Here is a 22,389-nt window from a genome sequence, read left to right as displayed (position 1 = left end):
TAGTGAGTCATGCAAGTTAAGCGTTTTTTCGCCGCCGATATGCGACAAGCCATGAAACTGGTTCGCGATGAGCTGGGCGCTGAAGCTGCCATCATCGGGAACCGGCGGATCGCCGGCGGCGTGGAACTGACCGCCGCTCTGGATTACAAGTTGTCTGCGTTGGCGCCGCGTGTGCCGAACATCGAACTCGAAGAAGAATTGCGCAAAACCCAGTCGCGCATCGTTACCGCTCAGGCTGAGCTGACCCACCGCAGCGAGCTGGACACTGTCGCCAACCGTCAGTTGTTCGCCGGCCTTGCGATGGATGACAGCAAGCAGATTGAACCGACGCTGGAAGAACCGTTTCGCCCGTCGATCCACGCTGCTGTGGCTGCCGAGCGTGCCGAGCGCAACGCCGAGCCGGCCGTGGGCGACCGCGCCTACGAAGCGATGCGCTCCGAATTGAACGGCCTGCGCGAATTGCTGGAAGTCCAGCTGGGCTCGCTGGCCTGGAACCAGCTGCAAGGCAGCCGTCCACAGCAGGCCAACCTGTGGCGCCGTCTGCAACGCGTCGGCCTCTCCGGCCCGCTGTCCCGCGATCTGCTGGCGATGGTGCCGGACTCGAACGATCAGGCCCACACCTGGCGCATGCTGCTGGCCCATCTGGCCCGCATGATTGCCACGCCCGATGTGGAGCCACTGGAAGAGGGCGGTGTGATTGCCATGGTCGGCCCTGCCGGCATGGGCAAAACCACCACGCTGGCTAAACTGGCAGCCCGATATGTGTTGAAATACGGCGCGCAAAATATCGCGCTGGTGAGCATGGACAGTTTCCGCATTGGCGCTCAGGAACAGCTGAAAACCCTGGGCCGGATCCTCAATGTACCGGTTACCCACGTCGACCCGGGCCAGTCCCTGGCTCAGGCGCTGGAGCCGCTGTTGCGCAAGCGCGTGGTCTTGATCGACACCGCCGGCCTGCAAGCCAGCGATCCGGCCCTGCGTCTGCAACTGGAAACCCTCGCCGGCCGTGGCATCAAGGCGCGCAACTACCTTGTGCTGGCGACAACCAGCCAGAAGCAGGTGCTGTCAGCGGCTTACCACAGTTATAAACGTTGCGGCCTGGCCGGGTGCATCCTGACCAAGCTCGACGAAACGGCCAACCTGGGCGAAGTGCTCAGCCTGGCCGTGACACACGAACTGCCTGTGGCCTATCTGACCGATGGCCCACGGATACCGGATGATCTGCATTTGCCGCGTCGGCACCAGTTGGTGAGCCGGGCTGTCAGTGTGCAGATGCAGGAGGAGCCAAGCGAGGAAGCGATGGCGGATATGTTTGCGGATCTTTATCACAGCACCGGCAAGCGCGCGGGCTAGGTGAAGAAAATGACAGTGGAATTTTCCTGCATCGATGGTCTGCCAGGCATTGTTCAGACACTGAACGTGCAGCCCGACATGTGGCTTAGGTCTAAGCAAGACAAGGTAAACAATTAACATGGGCAGCATGCATCCCGTACAGGTTATCGCGGTGACCGGTGGCAAAGGTGGCGTAGGCAAGACCAACGTTTCAGTGAATCTTTCACTGGCGCTGGCCGAGCTGGGACGTCGCGTCATGTTGCTGGACGCCGATCTGGGTCTGGCCAACGTCGACGTATTGTTGGGGCTGACCCCCAAACGCACCCTGGCTGACGTCATCGAAGGGCGGTGCGAGCTGCGCGATGTCCTGCTGCAGGGCCCGGGCGGCGTCCGCATCGTGCCGGCGGCGTCGGGCACCCAGAGCATGGTCCACCTGACCCCGGCGCAACATGCCGGGCTGATTCAGGCGTTCAGTGACATCGGCGACAACCTCGACGTGCTGGTCATCGATACCGCCGCCGGCATCGGCGAGTCGGTGGTGAGCTTCGTGCGCGCAGCCCAGGAAGTGCTGCTGGTGGTGTGCGACGAGCCCACGTCGATCACGGACGCCTACGCCCTGATCAAACTGCTCAACCGCGATTACGGCATGAACCGCTTCCGCGTCCTGGCCAACATGGCCCAGAGCCCGCAGGAAGGGCGCAACCTCTTCGCCAAGCTGACCAAGGTCACCGACCGCTTTCTCGACGTTGCCCTGCAGTATGTAGGCGCCGTGCCGTACGACGAATGCGTACGCAAGGCCGTGCAGAAACAGCGCGCCGTGTACGAAGCGTTTCCGCGTTCCAAATGTGCGCTGGCGTTCAAGGCCATCGCACAGAAAGTCGACACCTGGCCGCTGCCGGCGAACCCGCGCGGTCACCTGGAATTTTTCGTAGAACGCCTCGTGCATCAAACCAGCGCAGGGCCCGTCTCATGACAGCAAGTGGCTATCGCATGTACAGCAAATCGTCCAAAGACTCCCAGTATGAGCTGATCGAGCGTTATGCCCCGCTGGTCAAACGAATCGCCTACCACTTGCTGGCGCGTCTGCCGGCCAGCGTGCAGGTCGAGGATTTGATCCAGGCGGGCATGATTGGCTTGCTCGAGGTTTCGACCAAATACGACTCCACCAAAGGGGCCAGCTTCGAGACGTACGCGGGTATTCGTATCCGTGGCGCGATGCTCGACGAAGTGCGCAAGGGGGACTGGGCGCCGCGCTCGGTCCACCGCAATACGCGCATGGTCAGTGACGCGATTCGTGCAATCGAAGCAAAAACCGGCCGTGACGCTAAAGATCACGAGGTTGCTGCCGAACTTGAAATGAGTCTCGACGATTATTACGGGATTCTGAACGATACCCTGGGCAGCCGCCTGTTCAGTTTCGACGACCTGTTGCAGGACGGCGAACACGAAGGGCTGCACGAGGACGGCGCGAGCCAGTCCCTGGAACCGTCGCGGGATCTGGAAGACGAGCGCTTCCAGGCTGCGCTGGCCGAGGCCATTGCCAACTTGCCGGAACGTGAACGCCTGGTGTTGTCGCTGTACTACGACGAAGAGCTGAACCTCAAGGAAATCGGTGAGGTTCTGGGGGTCAGCGAGTCGCGGGTCAGCCAGCTGCACAGTCAATGCGCGGCGCGGTTGCGCGGTCGCCTTGGCGAGTGGCGCGCACGTTCCTGAATCAGGCGCGGGCCGCGAGGCCTGCGTGTTGCTTGTAAGACCGGCTGTGCAGGACGTGAGCGGAAGCAAAAGAGACACGGCAGGAGTCGGTCGAACCGGGTCGTGGATGATCCGGTTTCGCTGCGCTCGTCCCGGTCGATTCCACCCCTTTTCATGTTCGGCGCAGCCGGTATTGATTGAATGCGCGTTCAGGTGCTGAACGCGTTAAAGACTGCTTGGAGGTCGAATTGGACAAGAACATGAAAATCCTCATCGTTGATGACTTCTCAACGATGCGGCGGATCATAAAAAACCTGTTGCGTGACCTTGGGTTCACCAACACGGCCGAAGCAGATGACGGACTCACCGCATTGCCGATGCTGCAAAGCGGCGCCTTTGACTTCCTCGTCACTGACTGGAACATGCCGGGCATGTCCGGCATCGACCTGTTGCGGCAGGTGCGTGCCGACGAGCGTCTGCGCAGCCTGCCGGTGCTGATGGTCACTGCCGAAGCCAAGCGCGAGCAGATCATCGAAGCTGCTCAGGCCGGTGTGAACGGCTACGTGGTGAAGCCGTTCACCGCGCAAGTGCTCAAAGAGAAAATCGAAAAGATATTCGAGCGCGTCAATAGCTGATGTCCGCTGCGAGGGCGCTATGGATTCCAAAGATTCGACAATGGGTGACTTTGAGTCAACCCTGAAGAAACACGCACAAGAGCTGGTCGCGAGCCTTGAAAAAGGCAAGTTCGGCGACGCCGTGCAACTGATCCATGAGCTTAACCAGACCCGCGACCGTGGCCTGTATCAGGAAGTCGGCAAATTGACGCGCGAGCTGCACAGCGCGATCGTCAACTTCCAGATCGACCCGAACATGCCGCAGGCCGAGGAGGTCTCCCAGATCACCGACGCCACCGAGCGGCTGTCGTACGTGGTCAGGCTGACCGAAAACGCGGCCAACCGGACGATGGACCTGGTGGAGCTGAGCACGCCGTTGATGAGCGGGCTCAGTGCTGACGCCAAGTCGTTGAGCGAAGATTGGGGACGCTTCATGCGCCGCGAGATCAGCGCCGAAGAGTTTCGTGATCTGGCCCGCCGCGTCGATGTGTTCCTGACCCGCAGCGAGAAGGAGACCGCCGAGGTTTCCGCGCATCTGAACGACATTCTGCTGGCCCAGGATTATCAGGACCTCACCGGTCAGGTGATCAAGCGCGTGACCACGCTGGTCACCGAAGTCGAGCGCAACCTGCTCAAGCTGGTGCTCATGGCGAGCCAGGTGGACCGCTTCGCGGGCATCGAGCACGACCAGGAAGTGTTCCGTCAGCAAAAAGAACAAGAAAAACTTCACTCCAAGGGTGAAGGTCCGCAGATTCATGCCGATAAACGTGAAGACGTTGTATCCGGACAGGATGATGTTGACGATCTGCTATCCAGCCTCGGATTCTGATTCGGTCACTCTGTTTCGGACTTCAGGTTTTCTGTGAAAGTGGCTGCTGGACCCGCGCGCCAATGCTTCGACGAAAGCAATGCGCGCAGGCCGTCAGTGCAGCCTCCGGATCGGTTTGACGGTTAATTTTAGGAGCACCCCCCAATGAGCTTCGGCGCCGATGAAGAAATCCTTCAGGATTTTCTGGTAGAGGCCGGCGAGATTCTCGAGCTGTTGTCAGAGCAGTTGGTCGAGCTGGAAAGCCGGCCAGATGATGCGGACCTGCTCAATGCAATTTTTCGCGGTTTTCACACTGTAAAAGGGGGCGCCGGCTTCCTCCAGCTCAACGAGCTGGTTGAATGCTGTCACATCGCCGAGAACGTGTTCGACATCCTGCGCAAGGGTGAACGTCGCGTTGACTCGGAGCTCATGGACGTGGTGCTCGAAGCACTCGACACCGTCAACAGCATGTTCGGTCAGGTGCGCGAGCGTTCCGCCGTCACCCCGGCCACACCTGAACTGCTGGCCGCGCTGGCACGCCTGGCGGAGCCGGCCTCAGCCGAAGAAATCGCTGCAGCACCGGTGGTTGAAGAACCGGTCGCTGAAGCGCCGTCCGAAGACATCACCGATTTCGAGTTCGAACAGCTTCTGGATTCGCTGAATGCCGTCAAGGCTCAGGCGGCAGGGGCGCCTGCGCCGGCTGCACCTGCACCAGCGGCTCCCGTTGCAGCAGCACCTGCGGCACCGGCTGCCGCGCCAGCCGGTAATGCGGCCAGCGATGAAATCACCGACGCCGAATTCGAATCGCTCCTCGATCAGCTGCATGGCAAAGGCCAGTTCGCCGTCGATGCCGTGCAACCGCCGGCCGCTGTAGCGCCGTCTGCCGCACCGGCCAGTGACGAAATCACTGACGATGAATTCGAGTCGCTGCTGGATCAGTTGCACGGCAAGGGTTCGTTCTCGCCGGATGCCGTGGGTGCAGCTGCTCCCGCTGCGCCTGCTGCCGCTGCACCTGCAACACCGGTTGCGCCAGCTGCAGCGTCGAAAGCCGCAGCATCGGACGAAATCACCGACAACGAATTCGAAGACCTGCTGGATCAGTTGCACGGCAAAGGCAAGTTTGAACCTGCCGTCGCTGCCGCAGCACCCGCTGCTGCACCGGCCACCAAGCCAGACCCCGCTGCCAAAGCTGAACCGGCGAAACCGACGCCTGCTGCCGCCGCTCCGGCGAAAGCGGCTCCTGCCGCTGCGCCTGCCCCGGCTCGCGCTGCCGCTCCCGCGCCCAGCGAAAAACCGCCGTCTGAAGCGGAAACCACCGTGCGCGTCGACACCGCGCGGCTGGACGAAATCATGAACATGGTCGGCGAACTGGTGCTGGTGCGTAACCGCCTCGTGCGTCTGGGCGCCAATAGCGCTGACGAAGCCATGTCCAAGGCCGTGTCCAACCTGGACGTGGTCACCGCTGACTTGCAGACCGCGGTCATGAAGACCCGCATGCAGCCGATCAAGAAAGTGTTCGGCCGCTTCCCGCGACTGGTCCGCGATCTGGCACGTCAGTTGAAGAAAGAAATCAGCCTTGAACTGGTGGGTGAAGAAACCGACCTGGACAAGAACCTCGTCGAGGCTCTGGCCGACCCGTTGGTCCACTTGGTGCGCAACGCTGTCGATCACGGTATCGAGTCGCCGGAAGAGCGGGAAGCATCGGGCAAGCCCCGTAACGGTCGTGTGATTCTGTCGGCCGAACAGGAAGGCGATCACATCCTGTTGTCGATTTCCGATGACGGCAAAGGCATGGACCCTGCGGTCCTGCGTGCCATCGCCGTGAAGCGCGGCGTGATGGACAAGGACGCCGCGGATCGCCTCAGCGACACCGATTGCTACAACCTGATCTTCGCGCCGGGCTTCTCGACCAAAACTGAAATTTCCGATGTGTCCGGGCGTGGCGTGGGCATGGACGTGGTGAAAACCAAGATTGCCCAGCTCAACGGTTCGATCAACATCCATTCGACCAAGGGCCTGGGCTCAAAGATCATCATCAAGGTGCCGCTGACCCTGGCGATCATGCCGACGCTGATGGTCATGCTCGGCAATCAGGCTTTTGCCTTCCCGCTGGTCAACGTCAACGAGATCTTCCATCTGGACCTGTCGACCACCAACGTCGTCGATGGTCAGGAAGTGGTGATCGTCCGCGACAAGGCCCTGCCGCTGTTTTACCTCAAGCGCTGGCTGGTCAGTTCGGCGGCCCACGAGGAGCAACGTGAAGGCCACGTGGTGATCTTGTCGGTCGGCACCCAACGCATCGGCTTTGTGGTCGATCAGTTGGTCGGCCAGGAAGAAGTGGTGATCAAGCCGCTGGGCAAAATGCTGCAAGGCACGCCGGGCATGTCGGGCGCTACCATCACCGGTGACGGCCGCATCGCCCTGATTCTCGATGTGCCAAGCATGCTCAAGCGCTACGCGGCACGCCGGATCGGTTAAGCAGGACTGGCTTGAGTAGGGCGGCTTGCGATGTCTGTAAGGGCCTTGCGATGTTCTGTAGGACCGGCTTCAGCCGGGAAGAGGCCGGTGTGGACACCGTGAATTTTGCGGCGTGACATCCGACGCCTTCCCGCGTAGGACCGGCTTTAGCCGGGAAAGGGCCGGTTTGGACACCATGAATTTTGCGGTGTGGCAACTGACGCGTTCCCAGTAGGACCGGCTTCAGCCGGGAAGAGGCCGGTGGGGACACCCGAAGTTGTGCGGAGTGACATCCGACGCCTTCCCGGCTGAAGCCGGTCCCACAGGTCTAGTTCCTGCAGGTCCTGTTTCAAGCGCGAAAAACGGTCTCACTGGCCTGTCTCGTCTCGCCAATGTGACCCAAGCTACGTGATTCAGGGCGCGCCGACCTTCAGGGTGACGCGCGCTCTTTGGAGTGTTTATGGCAGTCAAGGTTCTCGTCGTGGACGATTCGGGTTTTTTCCGACGTCGTGTCTCGGAAATTCTCTCTTCGGATCCCACGATCCAGGTGGTCGGTACTGCCACCAATGGCAAGGAAGCCATTGAACAAGCCCTGGCCCTCAAGCCCGACGTGATCACCATGGACTACGAAATGCCGATGATGGATGGCATTACCGCGGTCCGTCACATCATGCAGCGCTGCCCGACCCCGGTATTGATGTTTTCCTCCCTGACCCACGAAGGCGCCCGAGTGACCCTCGATGCGCTGGACGCTGGCGCGGTGGATTTCCTGCCGAAAAACTTCGAAGACATCTCGCGCAACCCCGAGAAGGTCAAACAGATGCTGTGCGAGAAAGTCCACAGCATTTCCCGCAGCAACCGTCGTTTCAGCGGTTACGGCAGCGCGCCTTCTGCCACGTCGGCACCGGCGCCATCTGCTGCACCCGCTGCACCGCGCAGTACCTCTGCCGAAACGCGACCGTCGCGTCCGGCACCCGCCCCTGCGCCTGCCCGTGCAGCGGCGCCGACGTCCCATCACCCCGCGCCAACGTCGGGTGCGCCCAAGCGCAAAGCCTACAAACTGGTGGCGATCGGCACGTCCACCGGTGGCCCCGTTGCCTTGCAGCGGGTGCTGACCCAACTGCCCGCCAACTTCCCGGCGCCCATCGTGCTGATCCAGCACATGCCGGCCGCCTTCACCAAAGCCTTCGCCGAGCGTCTCGACAAGCTGTGCCGCATCAGCGTCAAGGAAGCCGAGGACGGCGACATCCTGCGTCCCGGGCTGGCACTGCTGGCACCTGGCGGCAAACAGATGATGGTCGACGGTCGTGGCGCGGTGAAAATCCTGCCCGGTGACGAACGCCTCAATTACAAGCCCTGCGTCGACATTACCTTTGGCTCGGCAGCAAAATCCTACAGCGACAAAGTCCTCGCCGTCGTCCTCACCGGGATGGGCGCTGACGGCCGTGAAGGCGCGCGCCTGCTCAAGCAGAGCGGTAGCCAGATCTGGGCGCAGGACGAAGCCAGTTGCGTGATTTATGGGATGCCCATGGCGATCGTCAAAGCCGAGCTGGCCGACGCCGTTTACAGCCTCGACGATATCGGGCGCCACCTGGTTGAGGCCTGCAGCTGATGGATGTCTTGACGCTTATCGGGATCATTCTGGCGTTCGTCGCGATCATCGGCGGCAACTTCCTTGAAGGCGGGCACCTGGGCGCGCTGCTCAACGGCCCGGCTGCGCTGATCGTGCTCGGCGGTACGCTGGCGGCCTGTCTGGTGCAGACGCCCATGAGCGCGTTCAAGCGGGCAATGCAGATCTTCATCTGGATTCTGTTTCCGCCGCGCATCGATCTCGCCGGTGGCATTGATCGCGTCGTATCCTGGAGCCTCACCGCGCGCAAGGAGGGCCTGCTCGGCCTCGAAGCCGTGGCGGACTCGGAACCCGATGCCTATTCGCGAAAAGGCCTGCAGCTGCTGGTCGACGGCGCTGAGCCGGCGGCCATACGGGGCATCCTGGAAGTCGATTTCCTCACCCAGGAGAGCCGCGATATCCAGGCCGCCAAGGTCTACGAAAGCATGGGTGGCTACGCGCCCACGATCGGCATCATCGGTGCGGTCATGGGCCTGATCCATGTCATGGGCAACCTGGCCGATCCCAATCAGCTGGGCAGCGGTATCGCCGTCGCGTTCATTGCCACCATCTATGGCGTGGCGTCCGCCAACCTGTTTCTTCTGCCCGTGGCGAACAAGCTCAAGGCCGTGGCGATCCGCCAGTCGCGCTACCGGGAGATGCTCCTCGAAGGGCTGCTGTCGATTGCCGAGGGCGAGAACCCGCGCTCGATCGAACTGAAGCTGCAAGGCTTCATGGAGTGATGGACTGATGGCCCGCCGACGTCGCCATGAAGAGCACGAAAATCACGAACGCTGGCTGGTGTCCTACGCGGACTTCATCACCTTGCTGTTTGCGTTTTTCGTGGTCATGTACTCCATCTCGTCGCTGAACGAAGGCAAATACAAGGTGCTGTCCGAAGCGCTGGTCGGGGTGTTCAACGAGCCCGAGCGCAGCATCAAGCCGATCCCCATCGGCGAGCAGAAACCGCAGACCGTGCGGCCTGCCGATCCGCTGGTTCAGGACAGCGAGCAGACCGACGCGGCGCTGGGCCAGGCCGCGGACGACCCGCTGAAGTCGATTGCCGATGACGTCAACGCGGCGTTCGGCGACCTGATCGCTTCCAAGCAAATGACCGTGCGCGGCAACGAGCTGTGGATCGAGATCGAGCTCAATTCCAGCCTGCTGTTCGGCAGCGGCGACGCGATGCCGAGCAATCAGGCCTTCGACTTGATCGACAAGGTCGCGAAGATCATCAAGCCGTTCGATAACCCGATCCACGTCGAAGGCTTCACCGATAACCAGCCGATCAACACCGGCCAATTCCCGACCAACTGGGAACTGTCTTCAGCACGCTCCTCGAGCATCGTGCGGATGCTGGCCATGGACGGGATCAACCCGGCGCGGCTGGCTTCTGTGGGCTACGGCGAATTCCAGCCCCTGGCCTCCAACGCCACCGCCGACGGCCGCGCGCGCAACCGTCGCGTGGTGCTGGTGATCTCGCGCAACCTGGACGTGCGCCGCAGCCTTACCGGCTCAGGCACTACCGCCAACGCAAAACCCGATGCCGCCCTCCGTCGTGCTGGCACACAAACTGCACCAGTCCCCGCCAAGCCGCCGCAAGGCGTCAAATCTTCGTCATCTGCCCCTTAAACCCGGTCGTCGCTTTGGTCGGGGGGAAAACGAGTTCATGAGAGTCTGGGCAGTAGCCAATCAGAAAGGCGGGGTCGGCAAGACCACCACCTCCATCGCTTTAGCCGGCTTGCTGGCAGAGGCGGGCAAGCGCGTGGTCGTGGTGGATCTCGATCCCCATGGCTCGATGACCAGCTATTTCGGGCAAGATCCCGATACGCTGGAACACAGCAGCTTCGACCTGTTCCTCAACAAAGGCGTGGTGCCGGACGGTTTGCCGGGCCAACTGTTGCTGCCCACCAGTGACAAGCGCATTTCGCTGCTGCCATCGAGCACCGCGCTGGCCACCCTAGAGCGCCAGTCGCCAGGGCAGAGCGGCCTGGGGCTGGTGATTGCCAGAAGTCTGGCCCAGCTGTGGCAGGACTTTGATTACGCGATCATCGACAGCCCGCCGTTGCTTGGCGTGCTGATGGTCAATGCCCTGGCGGCGAGCCAGCAACTGGCGATTCCGGTGCAGACTGAATTTCTCGCGGTGAAGGGCCTGGAACGCATGGTCAACACGCTGGCGATGATCAATCGCTCGCGCAAGGTGCCGCTGCCTTACACCATCGTGCCGACGCTGTTTGATCGCCGCACCCAGGCCTCGATGAGCACCCTCAAGCTGCTGCGCGACAGTTACCCGGAACACGTCTGGAATGCCTTCATTCCGGTGGACACGCGACTGCGCGATGCCAGCCGCGCGGGTCTGACCCCTTCACAGTTCGACCACAAGAGCCGTGGCGTGCTGGCGTACCGCGCGTTGCTCAAGCACCTGCTCACCGAACAGCTTGTCGGGCAGGTGGCCTAGTGTCCGCTGATCGTTATTTTTCGAGCGGCGCGCCTGCACGCTCAAGTCCATCGGCTATGCAGCCGATATCTGTATCAGGCGGTAATCGCATCACTACTTTTCGGGCTCCCGTATGAACCGCCCCCTGGACATCGCTTCACGACCACAACTGGCGCTGCAGAACTACCTGGACGCGTTGCTCTATGATGCGACCGAGGAGCTGCAGGTCGTCGAGTCCGTCGATGAATTTCAAGCGGCCGTGCTCGAAGAGCAGGCCCATGACGCACGCATGCGTTCTGCAGTAGCCGCTGCGGTGGCTGCCGCTTTGCCGGTGCCACAGCCCGCGCCGATGAGCCGGCCTGCGCCTGTTTCGCTGGCGTATTCGGCTCAGCCGGAACCTGCCGCCGCGCGGGTGATGGAACGGCCAGTGGTCATGCCGCCGGTGATTCTGCCGCCAGCCATCGTTCCGCTGGTTGAGCCGGTTGTTGAAGCGCCTGTGGTTGAGGCTCTGGTGGTGGAAGAACCGCCAACAGCACTGGTCGAGCCGGTTGTTGACGTGCATCTGTCCGCTCAACGCACGCCAACGCCGCCGCCCACTGGCGACGAGCGCCCGGCCTGGGCGGCCGAGCCGTTCGAATGCCTGCTGTTCGACGTTGCCGGTCTGACCCTCGCGGTGCCGCTGGTGTGCCTGGGTTCGATTTACCCGCTGGCAGGCCATGACTTGACGCCGCTGTTCGGTCAGCCGGACTGGTTCCTCGGGATCCTGCCAAGCCAGGCCGGCAATCTGAAGGTGCTGGACACCGCGCGCTGGATCATGCCGGACCGGTACCGCGACGATTTTCGTCAGGGCCTGCAATACGTGATCTCGGTTCAGGGCTATGAGTGGGGGCTGGCGGTGCATCAGGTCAGCCGCTCGTTGCGCCTGGACCCCAACGAAATCAAATGGCGCACCCATCGTGGTCAGCGGCCCTGGCTTGCCGGGACGGTGATCGAACACATGTGTGCGTTGCTGGACGTTTCCGAGCTGGCCGAGCTGATTGCCAGTGGCGCGGTCAAGCAGATGAAAACGCATCAATAAACATCGTCAGATCAACACAGGGCGGCGTACGAAACGTCGACCGCACCGCACAACACGCAAGGGGTTAGGGGTATGAAGAAGTCGTCAGCACAGGGTTCCGAAGATCCGATTCTGCAATGGGTCACCTTTCGCCTGGACAACGAGTCGTATGGCATCAACGTGATGCAGGTTCAGGAAGTGCTGCGCTACACCGAGATCGCTCCGGTCCCGGGCGCGCCAAGCTACGTGCTGGGGATCATCAACCTGCGCGGTAACGTCGTCACCGTGATCGACACCCGTCAGCGCTTTGGTCTGGACCCGGTTGAAGTCAGCGACAACACCCGAGTGGTGATCATCGAGGCCGACAAGCAAGTGGTCGGTATCCTGGTCGACAGCGTCGCTGAAGTCGTTTACCTGCGTCAGTCGGAAGTCGAAACCGCGCCGAACGTGGGCAACGACGAGTCCGCCAAATTCATCCAGGGCGTCTGCAACAAGAACGGCGAACTGCTGATCCTGGTGGAACTGGACAAGATGATGTCCGAGGAAGAGTGGTCCGAGCTGGAGAGCATCTGATTGATTCTCGATGTGGCGGTTATTTTTCTGGCGGTGTTGTGGGTCGCGAGCGTCGCGATGTTCATGGCCCACACCAAGCGCTTGCGCATCCAGGCCACCCAGCAGCTGGAGGCGGATTCGCTGCGTGATCAGCGCATCCGCGAGCTGGCTCGACGCCTGGAAAATTACCAGAGCGGGACGGTGAGAATGGGTGAGGAACTGCACGAGTTGCGTTCCATCATCGCGCTGCTGCCAGACAAGATCACTGCCCTTGAGCAGCGCGATCCCTCGACCCTGTCCTTCGCCCAGGCCGCCCGCCTGGTCGGCATGGGTGCCAGCATCGACGAACTGACTCAATCCTGCGGCCTGACCCAGGCCGAAGCGCAGCTGATGACCAAGGTGCATGGGCATAATCGGGGCACATGAACCGCGGGAAACCGCGAGTTTTTGTGGTGCTGCGACTGATGTCTTCCCGGCTAAAGCCGGTCCTACCGTGTACGGGGTTTCTGTAGGACCGGCTTTAGCCAGGAAGGCGTCCTGTCATGCGCCCCACATACTCAACGCGGTGTGATATCCCGCTCCACCGGCCCGGCGTCCGGGTCAAACCCTACCGGGAACTTGCCTTTCAGGCGCCAGGCAAAGGCGATGATTTCGGCGATGGTCAGGTACAGCTCCTGGGGGATGCTGTCGCCCAGTTCCAGGCGGGCGAGCATTTTGACCAGTTCGGCGTTTTCGTAGATCGGGACTTTGTACTCTCGGGCGATCGCCAGTATTGCTTCCGCCAGGGCGTCGTCGCCCTTGGCGGTCAGCGTCGGGGCCTGGTGGCCGTCGTAGCTCAGGGCAATGGCCTGACGCGGGTTTTGCTCGGGTGTGCTCATCAGGCGTTCTCGTCGATCCAGCGTTGTTCGAGCACGGTACGTGGGCCCTGGGGCGGCACGCCTCGGTTGCATTCCAGCGCCTTGACGTTCAGACCGCACGCCACCAACCGCGCACGCAGATTATCCAGCTCGCCGGAAATCAACTCAGCGCTGCCTTCGCGTTCCGCCCACAACTGGCTGGCGATGCTGCCGGCCATCAGTTGCGCCTGTACGTGCAGCGGGCCGAGGGGCTCCAGATCGAATGCCAGCTCCACCCGCCAGAGTTTTTCTCGCTCCTTGGTCTCCTGCACTGGCGTGTCGGAATGCTCGTCCCGCTCAGGCGTCTCTTCGCGCTGAACCTTGACCTGCAACGGCACGATGTCGTGGGCGTTGCGCATCGGGATCTCCAGCTGCCATGTGGTGACCTGGGTGCCATCAGCATGGGTGCGCGTCTGCTCCAGCCCGCCCAGCTGATGGCTCTGCAGGCGTGAAATCGCCCCCGCCGCGAGCTTCAACAGCATCTCCAGATCGTCCTTGCTGCCCGGGTGCCCGAGGGTGCGCGGTGGCAATGGAAAGTTGATCGGATCGCTCGGCGGCGCCACCAGCCCCAACGTGCCAAAAGCGCTGCGCAACACGCTGGGCATGGCCCGCGCCAAGGTATTGCCGGCCGCCGCAGCGTCATAACTGACGTTGCCCGGCAGGCCCGGCATGATCTGAGTGACAAGCCGCAGCAGGTTGGCTTTCATGTCCGGCACCAGCGTCGGGTTTTGCCCGGCGAGCAAGCGCGATTCCATGAACAGCCCGCTGGCATTCAGCGCCTGGGCCACGCCTTTGGCGGTAGTCATCTGCGGGACATCCGGCAGATCGGCCAGCAGTTGCTCGATGCTGGCCCGCAGCGACGGCGAAAGATTGTCGCCATCGGCAGCCGGCGGCGGCATGTTTTGCAGGGCGGCGATCAGGCCCTGCAGCGAGCCCTGACGGCTTTGCTGGGTCGATAACTGCTGGGCCAGGGCCAGTTCGTCAAGGCGATTGGGCAAGGCGACGAAATTCAGCGCCTGACTGTTCTGCACCTGGGCGCTGAGCAGACTGCCGACCCGCAGCGGCTGCGGGCTGTCGACGGTCAGGCTGGTTCCGGCGAGGGCCGTGTTGAGCAGGATGACGATGGAACGGTAACTGGTTGGCAGCGCGCTGGCGGAGGACTGGCCGCTTAATTGCGCGACATTCTGCGCCGCCACTTGAGTGGTCAGTACCTTGCCCTGTAGCAGCGTGCCCGCGGGCAATTGCCGCGTGTCGATGCTGGTCAGGCTGTTGGCGGCGGCTTTCTGCAGGTCCTGCACGCTGATGGTCAGGGTATCCGCCGAACCCTGGGCGACATTGACGTTGGTGCCGGGGGTCAGCGGCAGCGAACTGCTGACGGGGAGGGTGGTTTGCCGGCCGTTGTCCATGGTCAGTTTGAGCAGCAGCTGAAAGTCCTGCCCCAGTTGCTTGAGGCTCACCACTTCAGCGCTGGCTACCTGACCCGAGGTCAACAGCCCTTCACGCGGCTCCATCAGCTTGAGCACTTCGCCCGCCGGCACGCCTGCACGGAGCAAGGCCGTGGCCGCTGCTACTGGAGAAAGATTGGGTATATCGCCTGTCATCAGATCCCGACTCGGTAAATTTGCGCTCTGGGTGGCGGGTCCGGGTATGTATAATCCGGCACCGACTGCGTCGGCGGTCCACCGTTAAGCTGCATCAGTATAACGGCCGTCATGATCCCGACTTGAACCGCCGTGCCGCTGCTACTGAAAAGAAGGTCCCCATGCCGATCCCCGTTCTTGAAGCCGTGGCGCTGACTTGCGAGCGTGACTGGCGCCTGCTGTTCGAGCACCTCGAATTGCGGCTGAGCGCAGGCGACATGGTGCAGATCAGCGGCCCCAACGGCAGCGGCAAAACCAGCCTGCTGCGCCTGTTGTGCGGGCTGATGCAGCCCACCGCCGGCAGTGTGCTTCTGGATGGCAAGCCCCTCGCCAGTCAGCGCAGCGAGTTGACCCGGCACCTGCTGTGGATCGGCCACGCCGCCGGCATCAAAGATTTACTCACCCCTCTGGAAAACCTCGCCTGGCTCTGCGCGCTGCACACGCCCGTGGAACACGCCGACATCTGGCGCGCCCTCGAAGCGGTCGGCCTGCGCGGCTTTGAAGACGTGCCGTGCCACACCTTGTCGGCCGGTCAACGGCGTCGCGTGGCACTGGCCCGCCTGTATTTGCCCGGGCCCGGTCTGTGGATGCTCGACGAACCCTTCACGGCGCTGGACAAGCAGGGCGTCGCCCAACTTGAGGCGCATCTGGCGGCCCACTGTGAAAACGGCGGCGCCGTGGTGCTGACCACGCACCACACGCTGAGCTGCACGCCTTCGGGTTATCGCGATCTGGACCTGGGGCAGTGGGCGGCATGAGTCACGTGTTTACCCTGTTGATCGCCCGGGAAGCGCGCCTGCTGTTCCGGCGCCCGGCCGAGCTGCTGAACCCGCTGGTATTTTTCGCCATCGTCATCGCCCTGTTTCCCCTGGCCGTCGGCCCTGACACGCAGCTGCTGCAACGCCTGTCGCCGGGGTTGGTGTGGGTGGCGGCGCTGTTGTCCGTGCTGCTGTCGCTGGACGGCCTGTTCCGCAGCGATTTCGAAGACGGCTCCCTCGAACAATGGGTGCTGTCGTCGCAACCGCTGGCGCTGCTGGTGCTGGCGAAAGTGCTGGCGCACTGGGCGTTTTCCGGGCTGGCACTGGTCTTGCTGTCTCCGCTGCTGGCGCTGATGCTGGGCCTGCCCACCGCGTGTCTGCCGGTGCTGCTGCTGTCGCTGCTGCTGGGCACGCCGGTGCTGAGCCTGCTTGGCGCGGTGGGCGCGGCGTTGACCGTCGGGCTCAAGCGCGGCGGTCTGCTGTTGGCGTTGTTGATCCTGCCGCTGTACATCCCGGTACTTATTCTGGGCAGCGGCGCGTTGCAGGCTGCACTTGAGGGCATGCCCGCGACCGGTTATCTGCTTTGGCTTGGCAGCCTGACCGCACTGGCGGTAACCCTGACGCCTTTTGCAATTGCCGCTGGTTTGAAGATCAGCGTTGGCGAATAATCGCACCCTGACCGAGCGGACAGTTTTTCCGCCGGCAGGTCCTGGACGCTTCAGTCATAAGAAGCGCCTTGCCCTGATAGCGCCTCTGGCGGAGACGCACTGTGATAACGAGCACCGTGATGAAAAGCACCGTGATGAAAAGGCAGCGTGATGAACACAAGCGCCAAGGCTAAAGGCGGCATGAGTTGGGCCTGGTTCCACAAACTCGGTTCGCCCAAATGGTTTTACGGCATCAGCGGCCGTCTGCTGCCGTGGCTGAGCATCGCTGCGGCCCTGTTGATCGGCATCGGCGTGGTCTGGGGCCTGGCGTTCGCGCCGCCCGACTACCAGCAAGGCAACAGCTTTCGCATCATTTATATCCACGTGCCGGCGGCGATGCTGGCGCAGTCCTGCTACGTGATGATGGCCGTGTGCGGCGTGGTCGGGCTGGTCTGGAAAATGAAGATGGCCGACGTCGCCCTGCAATGTGCGGCGCCCGTCGGTGCGTGGATGACCGCCCTGGCGCTGGTCACCGGCGCGATCTGGGGCAAGCCGACGTGGGGCTCGTGGTGGGTCTGGGACGCGCGCCTGACGTCGATGCTGATCCTGCTGTTTCTATACTTCGGCCTGATCGCGCTGGGCAACGCCATTACCAACCGCGACAGCGCCGCCAAGGCCTGCGCCGTGCTGGCTATCGTTGGGGTGATCAACATCCCGATCATCAAATACTCGGTGGAATGGTGGAGCACGCTGCACCAGGGCGCGACCTTCAGCTTGACGGAAAAACCCGCCATGCCTGCCGAAATGTGGCTGCCGCTGCTGTTCACCGTCCTAGGGTTTTACAGCTTCTTCGGTGCGGTGCTGCTGATGCGCATGCGCCTGGAAGTGCTCAAGCGCGAGGCCCGCGCCGGGTGGGTCAAGGATGAGTTGATGAAGCACTCAGGCCGCCCAGCGTCACCTCGCCATGGAGCCGAACGATGAGCTTCGAGTCTTTCAGCGATTTTCTCGCCATGGGCAAGCACGGTCTGTATGTCTGGTCGGCTTATGGCATCTGTTTCACCGTACTGGCGATCAACGTCCTGGCACCGGTTGTCGCGCGTCGGCGTTACCTGCAACAAGAGGCGCGTCGTCTGCGCCGGGAGAGCATTACGTGAATCCGCTGCGAAAAAAGCGCCTGTTGATCATCGTGGCGATCCTCGCCGGGGTCGGCATCGCGGTCAGCCTTGCACTCAGCGCGCTGAAGGAAAACATCAACCTGTTCTACACCCCGACCCAGATCGCCGGCGGCGAAGCGCCCCGTGATACGCGGATTCGCGCCGGTGGCATGGTCGTCCAGGGCTCGCTGCAGCGCTCGCCGGATTCCCTGGACGTAACCTTTGCCGTTACCGATTTCAACAAGTCGGTGCCCATCACCTATCGCGGCATCCTTCCGGACCTGTTTCGCGAAGGGCAGGGCATCGTTGCGCTCGGCAAGCTCAATGCCGACGGCGTGGTCGTCGCCGACGAAGTGCTGGCCAAACACGATGAGAAATACATGCCGCCGGAAGTCGCCAAAGCGCTGAATGACAGCGGCCAGCTCGCGCCCGCCACGACGCCCGCCGCTCTCCCGGACAAACAGGGGTAAACGATGATTCCCGAACTCGGCCATCTGGCCATGATTTTGGCCCTGTGCTTCGCCATCGTGCAGGCCAGCGTGCCGCTGCTGGGCGCCTGGCGCGGCGACCGCCTGTGGATGAGCCTCGCCCAGCCCGCCGCCTGGGGGCAGTTTGCTTTCCTGGTGTTTGCCTTCGGTTGCCTTACCCATTCGTTCATGGTCGACGATTTTTCCGTGGCCTACGTCGCTGAAAACTCAAACAGCGCGTTGCCGTGGTACTACAAATTCAGCGCTGTCTGGGGCGCACACGAAGGGTCGTTGCTGCTCTGGGCGCTCATCCTCGGCGGCTGGACCTTCGCCGTGTCGATCTTTTCCCGGCAATTGCCCCAGGTCATGCTCGCCCGGGTGCTGGCGGTGATGGGCATGATCAGCGTCGGCTTTCTGCTGTTCCTGATCCTCACGTCCAACCCCTTCAGCCGCATCCTGCCGCAGATTCCCCAGGACGGCCGCGACCTGAATCCGTTGCTGCAGGACATCGGCCTGATCGTCCACCCGCCGATGCTGTACATGGGTTATGTCGGGTTCTCGGTGGCGTTCGCCTTCGCCATCGCCGCCTTGCTTGGCGGTCGGCTTGATGCGGCATGGGCGCGCTGGTCGCGTCCATGGACCATCGTTGCCTGGGCCTTCCTCGGCATCGGCATCACCCTGGGTTCGTGGTGGGCCTATTACGAACTCGGCTGGGGCGGCTGGTGGTTCTGGGACCCGGTAGAAAACGCCTCGTTCATGCCATGGCTGGTGGGCACGGCGCTGATTCACTCCCTGGCGGTTACCGAGAAGCGCGGCGTGTTCAAAAGCTGGACCGTGCTTTTGGCCATCGCGGCCTTTTCGTTGAGCCTGCTCGGTACCTTCCTCGTGCGCTCAGGCGTACTGACGTCGGTGCACGCCTTCGCGTCTGATCCGGCCCGTGGTGTGTTCATTCTGATCTTCCTGCTAATGGTGGTCGGTGGCTCACTGACGCTATTTGCCATCCGCGCGCCGGTGGTGAAAAGCCATGTCGGCTTTGGCCTGTGGTCCCGGGAAACCCTGCTGCTGGGCAATAATCTCGTGCTCGTTGTGGCCGCGTCGATGATCCTGCTCGGCACGCTGTACCCGTTGGTGCTGGATGCTTTAAGCGGGGCGAAGATGTCGGTCGGCCCGCCGTATTTCAATGCGTTGTTCGTGCCGCTGATGGGTTTGCTCATGGCGGTCATGGCGGTGGGTGTCCTGGTGCGCTGGAAGGACACGCCGGTCAAGTGGCTGTTGAGCATGCTCGCGCCGGTGTTGGTCGGCAGCGCGATATTGGCGGTCGTCGCCGGTTTTGCCATGGCCGACTTCCATTGGGCGGTGCTTGCCACCTGTTTGCTGGCGGCCTGGGTATTGCTGGCCGGCGTGCGCGACCTGTTCGACAAGACACGCCACAAAGGCCTGCTCAAGGGCGCGCGCTCGCTGACCCGCAGTTACTGGGGTATGCAGGTGGCGCACCTCGGCATTGCGGTGCTGGCGCTGGGCGTGGTGTTGTCGAGCCAGAACAGCGCTGAGCGCGACCTGCGCATGGCCCCCGGCGAGTCGGTAGAACTGGGTGGCTATATGTTTGTGTTCGAGGGCGCCCAGCATTACCAGGGCCCGAACTTTACCTCGGATCGCGGCACCCTTCGCGTGCTGGAAGACGGCAAGGAAATCACCGTGCTGCACCCGGAAAAACGCCTGTACACGGTGCAGCGTTCGATGATGACCGAGGCCGGCATCGACGCCGGTTTTACCCGCGATCTGTACGTGGCGCTGGGCGAACCGCTGGAAAACGGCGCGTGGGCGGTGCGTGTCCACGTCAAGCCGTTCGTGCGCTGGATCTGGTTCGGCGGGCTCATCACCGCGCTGGGCGGTCTGCTGGCAGCGCTGGACAAGCGTTATCGCGTCAAGGTCCGCATGAAGGTGCGTGACGCATTGGGCCTGACGGGAGCGGCGGTATGAAGCGCTGGATGTTGCTCGGTCCGCTGGTGCTGTTCCTTGGCATGGCGGGGTTGCTGTATCGAGGCTTGTATCTGGATCCATCGGAATTGCCGTCGGCGCTGATCGGCAAGCCGTTCCCTGAATTCAGCTTGCCTGCGGTGCAGGATGGCAAGCCCCTGACTCGCGCCGACCTGCTTGGCAAACCGGCGCTGGTCAATGTCTGGGGCACCTGGTGCGTGGCCTGCCGCGTCGAGCACCCGGTGCTGACCAAACTGGCCCAGCAGGGCGTGGTGATCTACGGCGTCAATTACAAGGATGTGAACGCCGAAGCGCAGAAGTGGCTCAAGGACTTTCACGATCCGTATCAGCTGAACATCAATGATGAGGCCGGCAGCCTGGGGCTGAATCTGGGTGTGTATGGCGCGCCTGAGACCTTTCTGATCGATGGGAAGGGCGTCATTCGTTACAAGCATGTGGGCGTGATTGACGAGACCGTCTGGCGCCAGAAGCTGGCAGGGCAGTATCAGGCGCTGGTGGATGAGGGCTCAGAATGATCAGCCGACATGATGTGGCGGCTGTTCGGGCCTCTTCGCGAGCAAGCTCGCTCCTACAGGGGGTGCGGCGGCTGGCGGCTGCTGCGGTATTGGCGTTGGGCTTTGCCGGTGTGGCCCAGGCAGCGATCGATGCCTACACCTTCAAGGACGACGCCGAGCGGGCTCGCTACACCGAACTGACTCGCGAGCTGCGCTGCCCCAAGTGCCAGAATCAGGACATCGCCGATTCCAACGCGCCCATCGCGGCCGACCTGCGCAAAGAAATCTACCGCATGCTTGGCGAAGGCCAAAGCAATCAACAGATCATCGATTTCATGGTTGATCGCTACGGCGAGTTCGTGCGCTACAAGCCCGAGCTCAATGCCCACACCTGGCTGCTCTGGTTCGGTCCGGCCGGGTTGCTGCTGGTCGGCGCGGTGTTGATTGGTGTGATTGTCGTGCGCCGTCGCCGCTCGGACCGCGAAGACGCCGACATGCTTTCCGACGAGGAGCGTCAGCGCCTCGCCCACTTGCTGGATAAAAACCGCGAATGATCGATTTCTGGATGGCCGCCGGCCTGTTGTTGCTGGTGGCCCTGAGTTTCCTGCTGATCCCGGTGTTGCGCGGTCGTCGCGCGCAGACTGAAGAAGATCGCACCGCCCTCAACGTTGCCTTGTATCAGGAACGCATCACCGAGCTGCAAGCACAGCAGGAGGAGGGCGTGCTCTCGGCGGCGCAACTGGACGGCGGCCGTGCCGAGGCTGCCCGTGAATTGCTTGCCGACACCGAAGGCGTGGGTCCCGAGCGGGTGTCTCGCCTGGGCAAGCCGCTGCCGTTGCTCGCCGCGATTCTGGTCCCGGTGTTGGCGTTGGGCCTGTATCTGCACTTCGGCGCGTCGGACAAGGTCGAGCTCACCCGGGAATTTTCCCAGCCACCGGGTTCGCTGGCGCAGATGACCGAGCGCCTGGAGCGCGCGGTCAAGGCGCAGCCGGATTCGGCCGAGAGCGCGTATTTCCTCGCCCGGACTTACATGGCCCAGGATCGCCCGGCCGATGCAGCCCGAATGTTCGGGCGCGCGGCCAAGCTGGCCGGCCGTCAGCCCGAACTGCTGGGGCAATGGGCCCAGGCGCTGTATTTCGCCGGCAACAGGGCCTGGAGCCCGCAGATTCAGGGGATTGCCGAAGAAGCGCTGAAGTTGAATCCCAAGGAGGTCACCAGCCTGGGCCTGATGGGGATCAACGCGTTTGAAAGCCAGCAGTTTGATCAGGCAGTCAGTTACTGGACGCGTTTGCTGGCGGTGTTACCGCCGGACGATCCCTCCCGTGGGGCGCTGGAAGGCGGGATCAAACGCGCCCGTGACAAGCTCGTGCAAAGTGGCGGCGCGCTGGAAGACACCCAGCCGGTGGCGGTGCAGGGCGTGCGTGTGAAAGTGCGTGTCACGCTGTCGGAAGCGTTAAAAGCCAAGGTGCAGCCGGGCGACACGGTGTTTGTGTTTGCCCGCGCGGTGTCAGGCCCGCCGGCGCCGCTGGCGGTCAAGCGCGTGACTGTGGCTGACTTGCCGGTGGAGGTCGAGCTGACTGACGCGGACGCGATGATGCCGCAGCTGAAACTGTCGAACTTCGCCGAAGTCCAACTCGTGGCCCGGGTGTCCCGTGCCGGTCAGCCCACAGCGGGCGAATGGGTCGGTCGCAGCCAGCCATTGCCGAGCAACGTGACGGCGCTGCAGGCCCTGACCATCGACAGCCCCGATCAGTAACCCCGTTAACGCAACGAGTAG

24 protein-coding genes are annotated in these 22,389 nt (G+C 62.6%); 22 read left to right on the top strand and 2 right to left on the bottom strand.

Going from position 1 to position 22,389, the window contains the following annotated elements; genetic code table 11:
- The first annotated feature begins 9 nt into the window (after positions 1-9).
- The 13 genes from flhF (at position 10) to FX982_RS23780 (ending at position 12,984) form a co-directional block, all read left to right on the top strand.
- Positions 10-1,353, top strand: a complete 1,344-nt coding sequence (flhF, locus tag FX982_RS23840; protein ID WP_172612851.1) for a flagellar biosynthesis protein FlhF — start codon at positions 10-12, stop codon at positions 1,351-1,353.
- Positions 1,354-1,471: 118 nt separating this feature from the next.
- A complete protein-coding gene (gene fleN, locus FX982_RS23835; protein WP_062385964.1) occupies positions 1,472-2,305 on the top strand; it encodes a flagellar synthesis regulator FleN in 834 nt (277 codons plus the stop codon).
- Positions 2,302-3,045 (top strand): RNA polymerase sigma factor FliA, encoded by a 744-nt coding sequence (gene fliA / locus FX982_RS23830; protein WP_074892894.1) that lies wholly within the window; start codon positions 2,302-2,304, stop codon positions 3,043-3,045. The genes fleN and fliA overlap by 4 nt, the downstream gene beginning before the upstream one ends.
- 239 nt (positions 3,046-3,284) lie before the next feature.
- Positions 3,285-3,659: a chemotaxis response regulator CheY gene (locus FX982_RS23825; protein WP_172612850.1), complete on the top strand. Its 375-nt coding sequence runs from the start codon at positions 3,285-3,287 to the stop codon at positions 3,657-3,659.
- Between the two features lie 19 nt (positions 3,660-3,678).
- Positions 3,679-4,467, top strand: a complete 789-nt coding sequence (locus tag FX982_RS23820) for a protein phosphatase CheZ (RefSeq protein WP_172612849.1) — start codon at positions 3,679-3,681, stop codon at positions 4,465-4,467.
- A 144-nt stretch (positions 4,468-4,611) separates the two neighbouring features.
- Positions 4,612-6,924 (top strand): chemotaxis protein CheA, encoded by a 2,313-nt coding sequence (locus FX982_RS23815; protein ID WP_172612848.1) that lies wholly within the window; start codon positions 4,612-4,614, stop codon positions 6,922-6,924.
- Between the two features lie 439 nt (positions 6,925-7,363).
- The gene (locus FX982_RS23810) at positions 7,364-8,515 is read left to right on the top strand and encodes a protein-glutamate methylesterase/protein-glutamine glutaminase (RefSeq protein ID WP_172612847.1); all 1,152 of its coding nucleotides are present in this window, start codon (positions 7,364-7,366) and stop codon (positions 8,513-8,515) included.
- Positions 8,515-9,255, top strand: coding sequence for a flagellar motor protein (locus FX982_RS23805; protein ID WP_122536801.1), 741 nt, complete (start codon positions 8,515-8,517; stop codon positions 9,253-9,255). The genes FX982_RS23810 and FX982_RS23805 overlap by 1 nt, the downstream gene beginning before the upstream one ends.
- Before the next feature lie 7 nt (positions 9,256-9,262).
- Positions 9,263-10,144, top strand: coding sequence for a flagellar motor protein MotD (gene motD, locus FX982_RS23800; RefSeq protein ID WP_122536802.1), 882 nt, complete (start codon positions 9,263-9,265; stop codon positions 10,142-10,144).
- A gap of 37 nt (positions 10,145-10,181) precedes the next feature.
- A complete protein-coding gene (locus FX982_RS23795; protein ID WP_172612846.1) occupies positions 10,182-10,970 on the top strand; it encodes a ParA family protein in 789 nt (262 codons plus the stop codon).
- Positions 10,971-11,082: 112 nt separating this feature from the next.
- The gene (locus tag FX982_RS23790) at positions 11,083-12,027 is read left to right on the top strand and encodes a CheW domain-containing protein (protein ID WP_172612845.1); all 945 of its coding nucleotides are present in this window, start codon (positions 11,083-11,085) and stop codon (positions 12,025-12,027) included.
- A 72-nt stretch (positions 12,028-12,099) separates the two neighbouring features.
- Complete coding sequence (locus FX982_RS23785) at positions 12,100-12,579, top strand: chemotaxis protein CheW (RefSeq protein ID WP_172612844.1); 480 nt, start codon at positions 12,100-12,102, stop codon at positions 12,577-12,579.
- A complete protein-coding gene (locus tag FX982_RS23780; RefSeq protein WP_172612843.1) occupies positions 12,580-12,984 on the top strand; it encodes a DUF2802 domain-containing protein in 405 nt (134 codons plus the stop codon).
- 131 nt (positions 12,985-13,115) lie between these two features.
- On the opposite strand, the gene FX982_RS23775 is transcribed toward FX982_RS23780, so the two are convergent.
- A complete protein-coding gene (locus FX982_RS23775) occupies positions 13,116-13,436 on the bottom strand; it encodes an EscU/YscU/HrcU family type III secretion system export apparatus switch protein (protein WP_122536808.1) in 321 nt (106 codons plus the stop codon).
- The gene (gene fliK / locus FX982_RS23770) at positions 13,436-15,055 is read right to left on the bottom strand and encodes a flagellar hook-length control protein FliK (RefSeq protein WP_172612842.1); all 1,620 of its coding nucleotides are present in this window, start codon (positions 15,053-15,055) and stop codon (positions 13,436-13,438) included. The genes FX982_RS23775 and fliK overlap by 1 nt, the downstream gene beginning before the upstream one ends.
- A 161-nt stretch (positions 15,056-15,216) precedes the next feature.
- On the opposite strand from fliK, the gene ccmA reads away from it, so the two are divergent.
- The 9 genes from ccmA to ccmI all read left to right on the top strand — a co-directional run bounded on the left by ccmA (position 15,217) and on the right by ccmI (position 22,368).
- The gene (gene ccmA, locus FX982_RS23765; protein WP_172612841.1) at positions 15,217-15,852 is read left to right on the top strand and encodes a cytochrome c biogenesis heme-transporting ATPase CcmA; all 636 of its coding nucleotides are present in this window, start codon (positions 15,217-15,219) and stop codon (positions 15,850-15,852) included.
- On the top strand, positions 15,849-16,520 hold the full coding sequence (gene ccmB / locus FX982_RS23760; protein WP_122536817.1) for a heme exporter protein CcmB: 672 nt from the start codon (positions 15,849-15,851) through the stop codon (positions 16,518-16,520). The genes ccmA and ccmB overlap by 4 nt, the downstream gene beginning before the upstream one ends.
- Before the next feature lie 180 nt (positions 16,521-16,700).
- Positions 16,701-17,480, top strand: coding sequence for a heme ABC transporter permease (locus FX982_RS23755; protein WP_172613168.1), 780 nt, complete (start codon positions 16,701-16,703; stop codon positions 17,478-17,480).
- Positions 17,477-17,653, top strand: a complete 177-nt coding sequence (gene ccmD, locus FX982_RS23750) for a heme exporter protein CcmD (protein WP_122536811.1) — start codon at positions 17,477-17,479, stop codon at positions 17,651-17,653. The genes FX982_RS23755 and ccmD overlap by 4 nt, the downstream gene beginning before the upstream one ends.
- Positions 17,650-18,123: a cytochrome c maturation protein CcmE gene (gene ccmE, locus FX982_RS23745; protein WP_172612840.1), complete on the top strand. Its 474-nt coding sequence runs from the start codon at positions 17,650-17,652 to the stop codon at positions 18,121-18,123. The genes ccmD and ccmE overlap by 4 nt, the downstream gene beginning before the upstream one ends.
- A 3-nt stretch (positions 18,124-18,126) precedes the next feature.
- Complete coding sequence (locus tag FX982_RS23740; protein WP_172612839.1) at positions 18,127-20,100, top strand: heme lyase CcmF/NrfE family subunit; 1,974 nt, start codon at positions 18,127-18,129, stop codon at positions 20,098-20,100.
- Complete coding sequence (locus FX982_RS23735) at positions 20,097-20,633, top strand: DsbE family thiol:disulfide interchange protein (RefSeq protein ID WP_172612838.1); 537 nt, start codon at positions 20,097-20,099, stop codon at positions 20,631-20,633. The genes FX982_RS23740 and FX982_RS23735 overlap by 4 nt, the downstream gene beginning before the upstream one ends.
- Before the next feature lie 62 nt (positions 20,634-20,695).
- On the top strand, positions 20,696-21,166 hold the full coding sequence (locus tag FX982_RS23730; protein WP_254074951.1) for a cytochrome c-type biogenesis protein: 471 nt from the start codon (positions 20,696-20,698) through the stop codon (positions 21,164-21,166).
- Positions 21,163-22,368, top strand: coding sequence for a c-type cytochrome biogenesis protein CcmI (gene ccmI / locus FX982_RS23725; RefSeq protein ID WP_172612836.1), 1,206 nt, complete (start codon positions 21,163-21,165; stop codon positions 22,366-22,368). The genes FX982_RS23730 and ccmI overlap by 4 nt, the downstream gene beginning before the upstream one ends.
- Positions 22,369-22,389: the final 21 nt, after the last annotated feature.

Origin of the sequence: Pseudomonas graminis (assembly GCF_013201545.1) — a bacterium.
Taxonomy (GTDB): domain Bacteria; phylum Pseudomonadota; class Gammaproteobacteria; order Pseudomonadales; family Pseudomonadaceae; genus Aquipseudomonas.
Note: the sequence above shows the minus strand (reverse complement) of the source record. Positions and strands in the feature narration are given on the sequence as shown.

Coding starts and splice junctions, on each gene's coding strand:
- FX982_RS23815 (WP_172612848.1), top strand. CDS start 4,612: ATGAGCTTCGGCGCCGATGAAGAAATCCTTCAGGATTTTCTGGTAGAG.
- FX982_RS23755 (WP_172613168.1), top strand. CDS start 16,701: ATGAGTTGGGCCTGGTTCCACAAACTCGGTTCGCCCAAATGGTTTTAC.
- fliA (WP_074892894.1), top strand. CDS start 2,302: ATGACAGCAAGTGGCTATCGCATGTACAGCAAATCGTCCAAAGACTCC.
- FX982_RS23810 (WP_172612847.1), top strand. CDS start 7,364: ATGGCAGTCAAGGTTCTCGTCGTGGACGATTCGGGTTTTTTCCGACGT.
- FX982_RS23785 (WP_172612844.1), top strand. CDS start 12,100: ATGAAGAAGTCGTCAGCACAGGGTTCCGAAGATCCGATTCTGCAATGG.
- FX982_RS23735 (WP_172612838.1), top strand. CDS start 20,097: ATGAAGCGCTGGATGTTGCTCGGTCCGCTGGTGCTGTTCCTTGGCATG.
- ccmD (WP_122536811.1), top strand. CDS start 17,477: ATGAGCTTCGAGTCTTTCAGCGATTTTCTCGCCATGGGCAAGCACGGT.
- FX982_RS23825 (WP_172612850.1), top strand. CDS start 3,285: ATGAAAATCCTCATCGTTGATGACTTCTCAACGATGCGGCGGATCATA.
- FX982_RS23775 (WP_122536808.1), bottom strand. CDS start 13,436: ATGAGCACACCCGAGCAAAACCCGCGTCAGGCCATTGCCCTGAGCTAC.
- ccmA (WP_172612841.1), top strand. CDS start 15,217: ATGCCGATCCCCGTTCTTGAAGCCGTGGCGCTGACTTGCGAGCGTGAC.
- FX982_RS23790 (WP_172612845.1), top strand. CDS start 11,083: ATGAACCGCCCCCTGGACATCGCTTCACGACCACAACTGGCGCTGCAG.
- FX982_RS23805 (WP_122536801.1), top strand. CDS start 8,515: ATGGATGTCTTGACGCTTATCGGGATCATTCTGGCGTTCGTCGCGATC.
- FX982_RS23795 (WP_172612846.1), top strand. CDS start 10,182: ATGAGAGTCTGGGCAGTAGCCAATCAGAAAGGCGGGGTCGGCAAGACC.
- FX982_RS23740 (WP_172612839.1), top strand. CDS start 18,127: ATGATTCCCGAACTCGGCCATCTGGCCATGATTTTGGCCCTGTGCTTC.
- FX982_RS23820 (WP_172612849.1), top strand. CDS start 3,679: ATGGATTCCAAAGATTCGACAATGGGTGACTTTGAGTCAACCCTGAAG.
- flhF (WP_172612851.1), top strand. CDS start 10: ATGCAAGTTAAGCGTTTTTTCGCCGCCGATATGCGACAAGCCATGAAA.
- fleN (WP_062385964.1), top strand. CDS start 1,472: ATGGGCAGCATGCATCCCGTACAGGTTATCGCGGTGACCGGTGGCAAA.
- fliK (WP_172612842.1), bottom strand. CDS start 15,055: ATGACAGGCGATATACCCAATCTTTCTCCAGTAGCAGCGGCCACGGCC.
- ccmI (WP_172612836.1), top strand. CDS start 21,163: ATGATCGATTTCTGGATGGCCGCCGGCCTGTTGTTGCTGGTGGCCCTG.
- motD (WP_122536802.1), top strand. CDS start 9,263: ATGGCCCGCCGACGTCGCCATGAAGAGCACGAAAATCACGAACGCTGG.
- ccmB (WP_122536817.1), top strand. CDS start 15,849: ATGAGTCACGTGTTTACCCTGTTGATCGCCCGGGAAGCGCGCCTGCTG.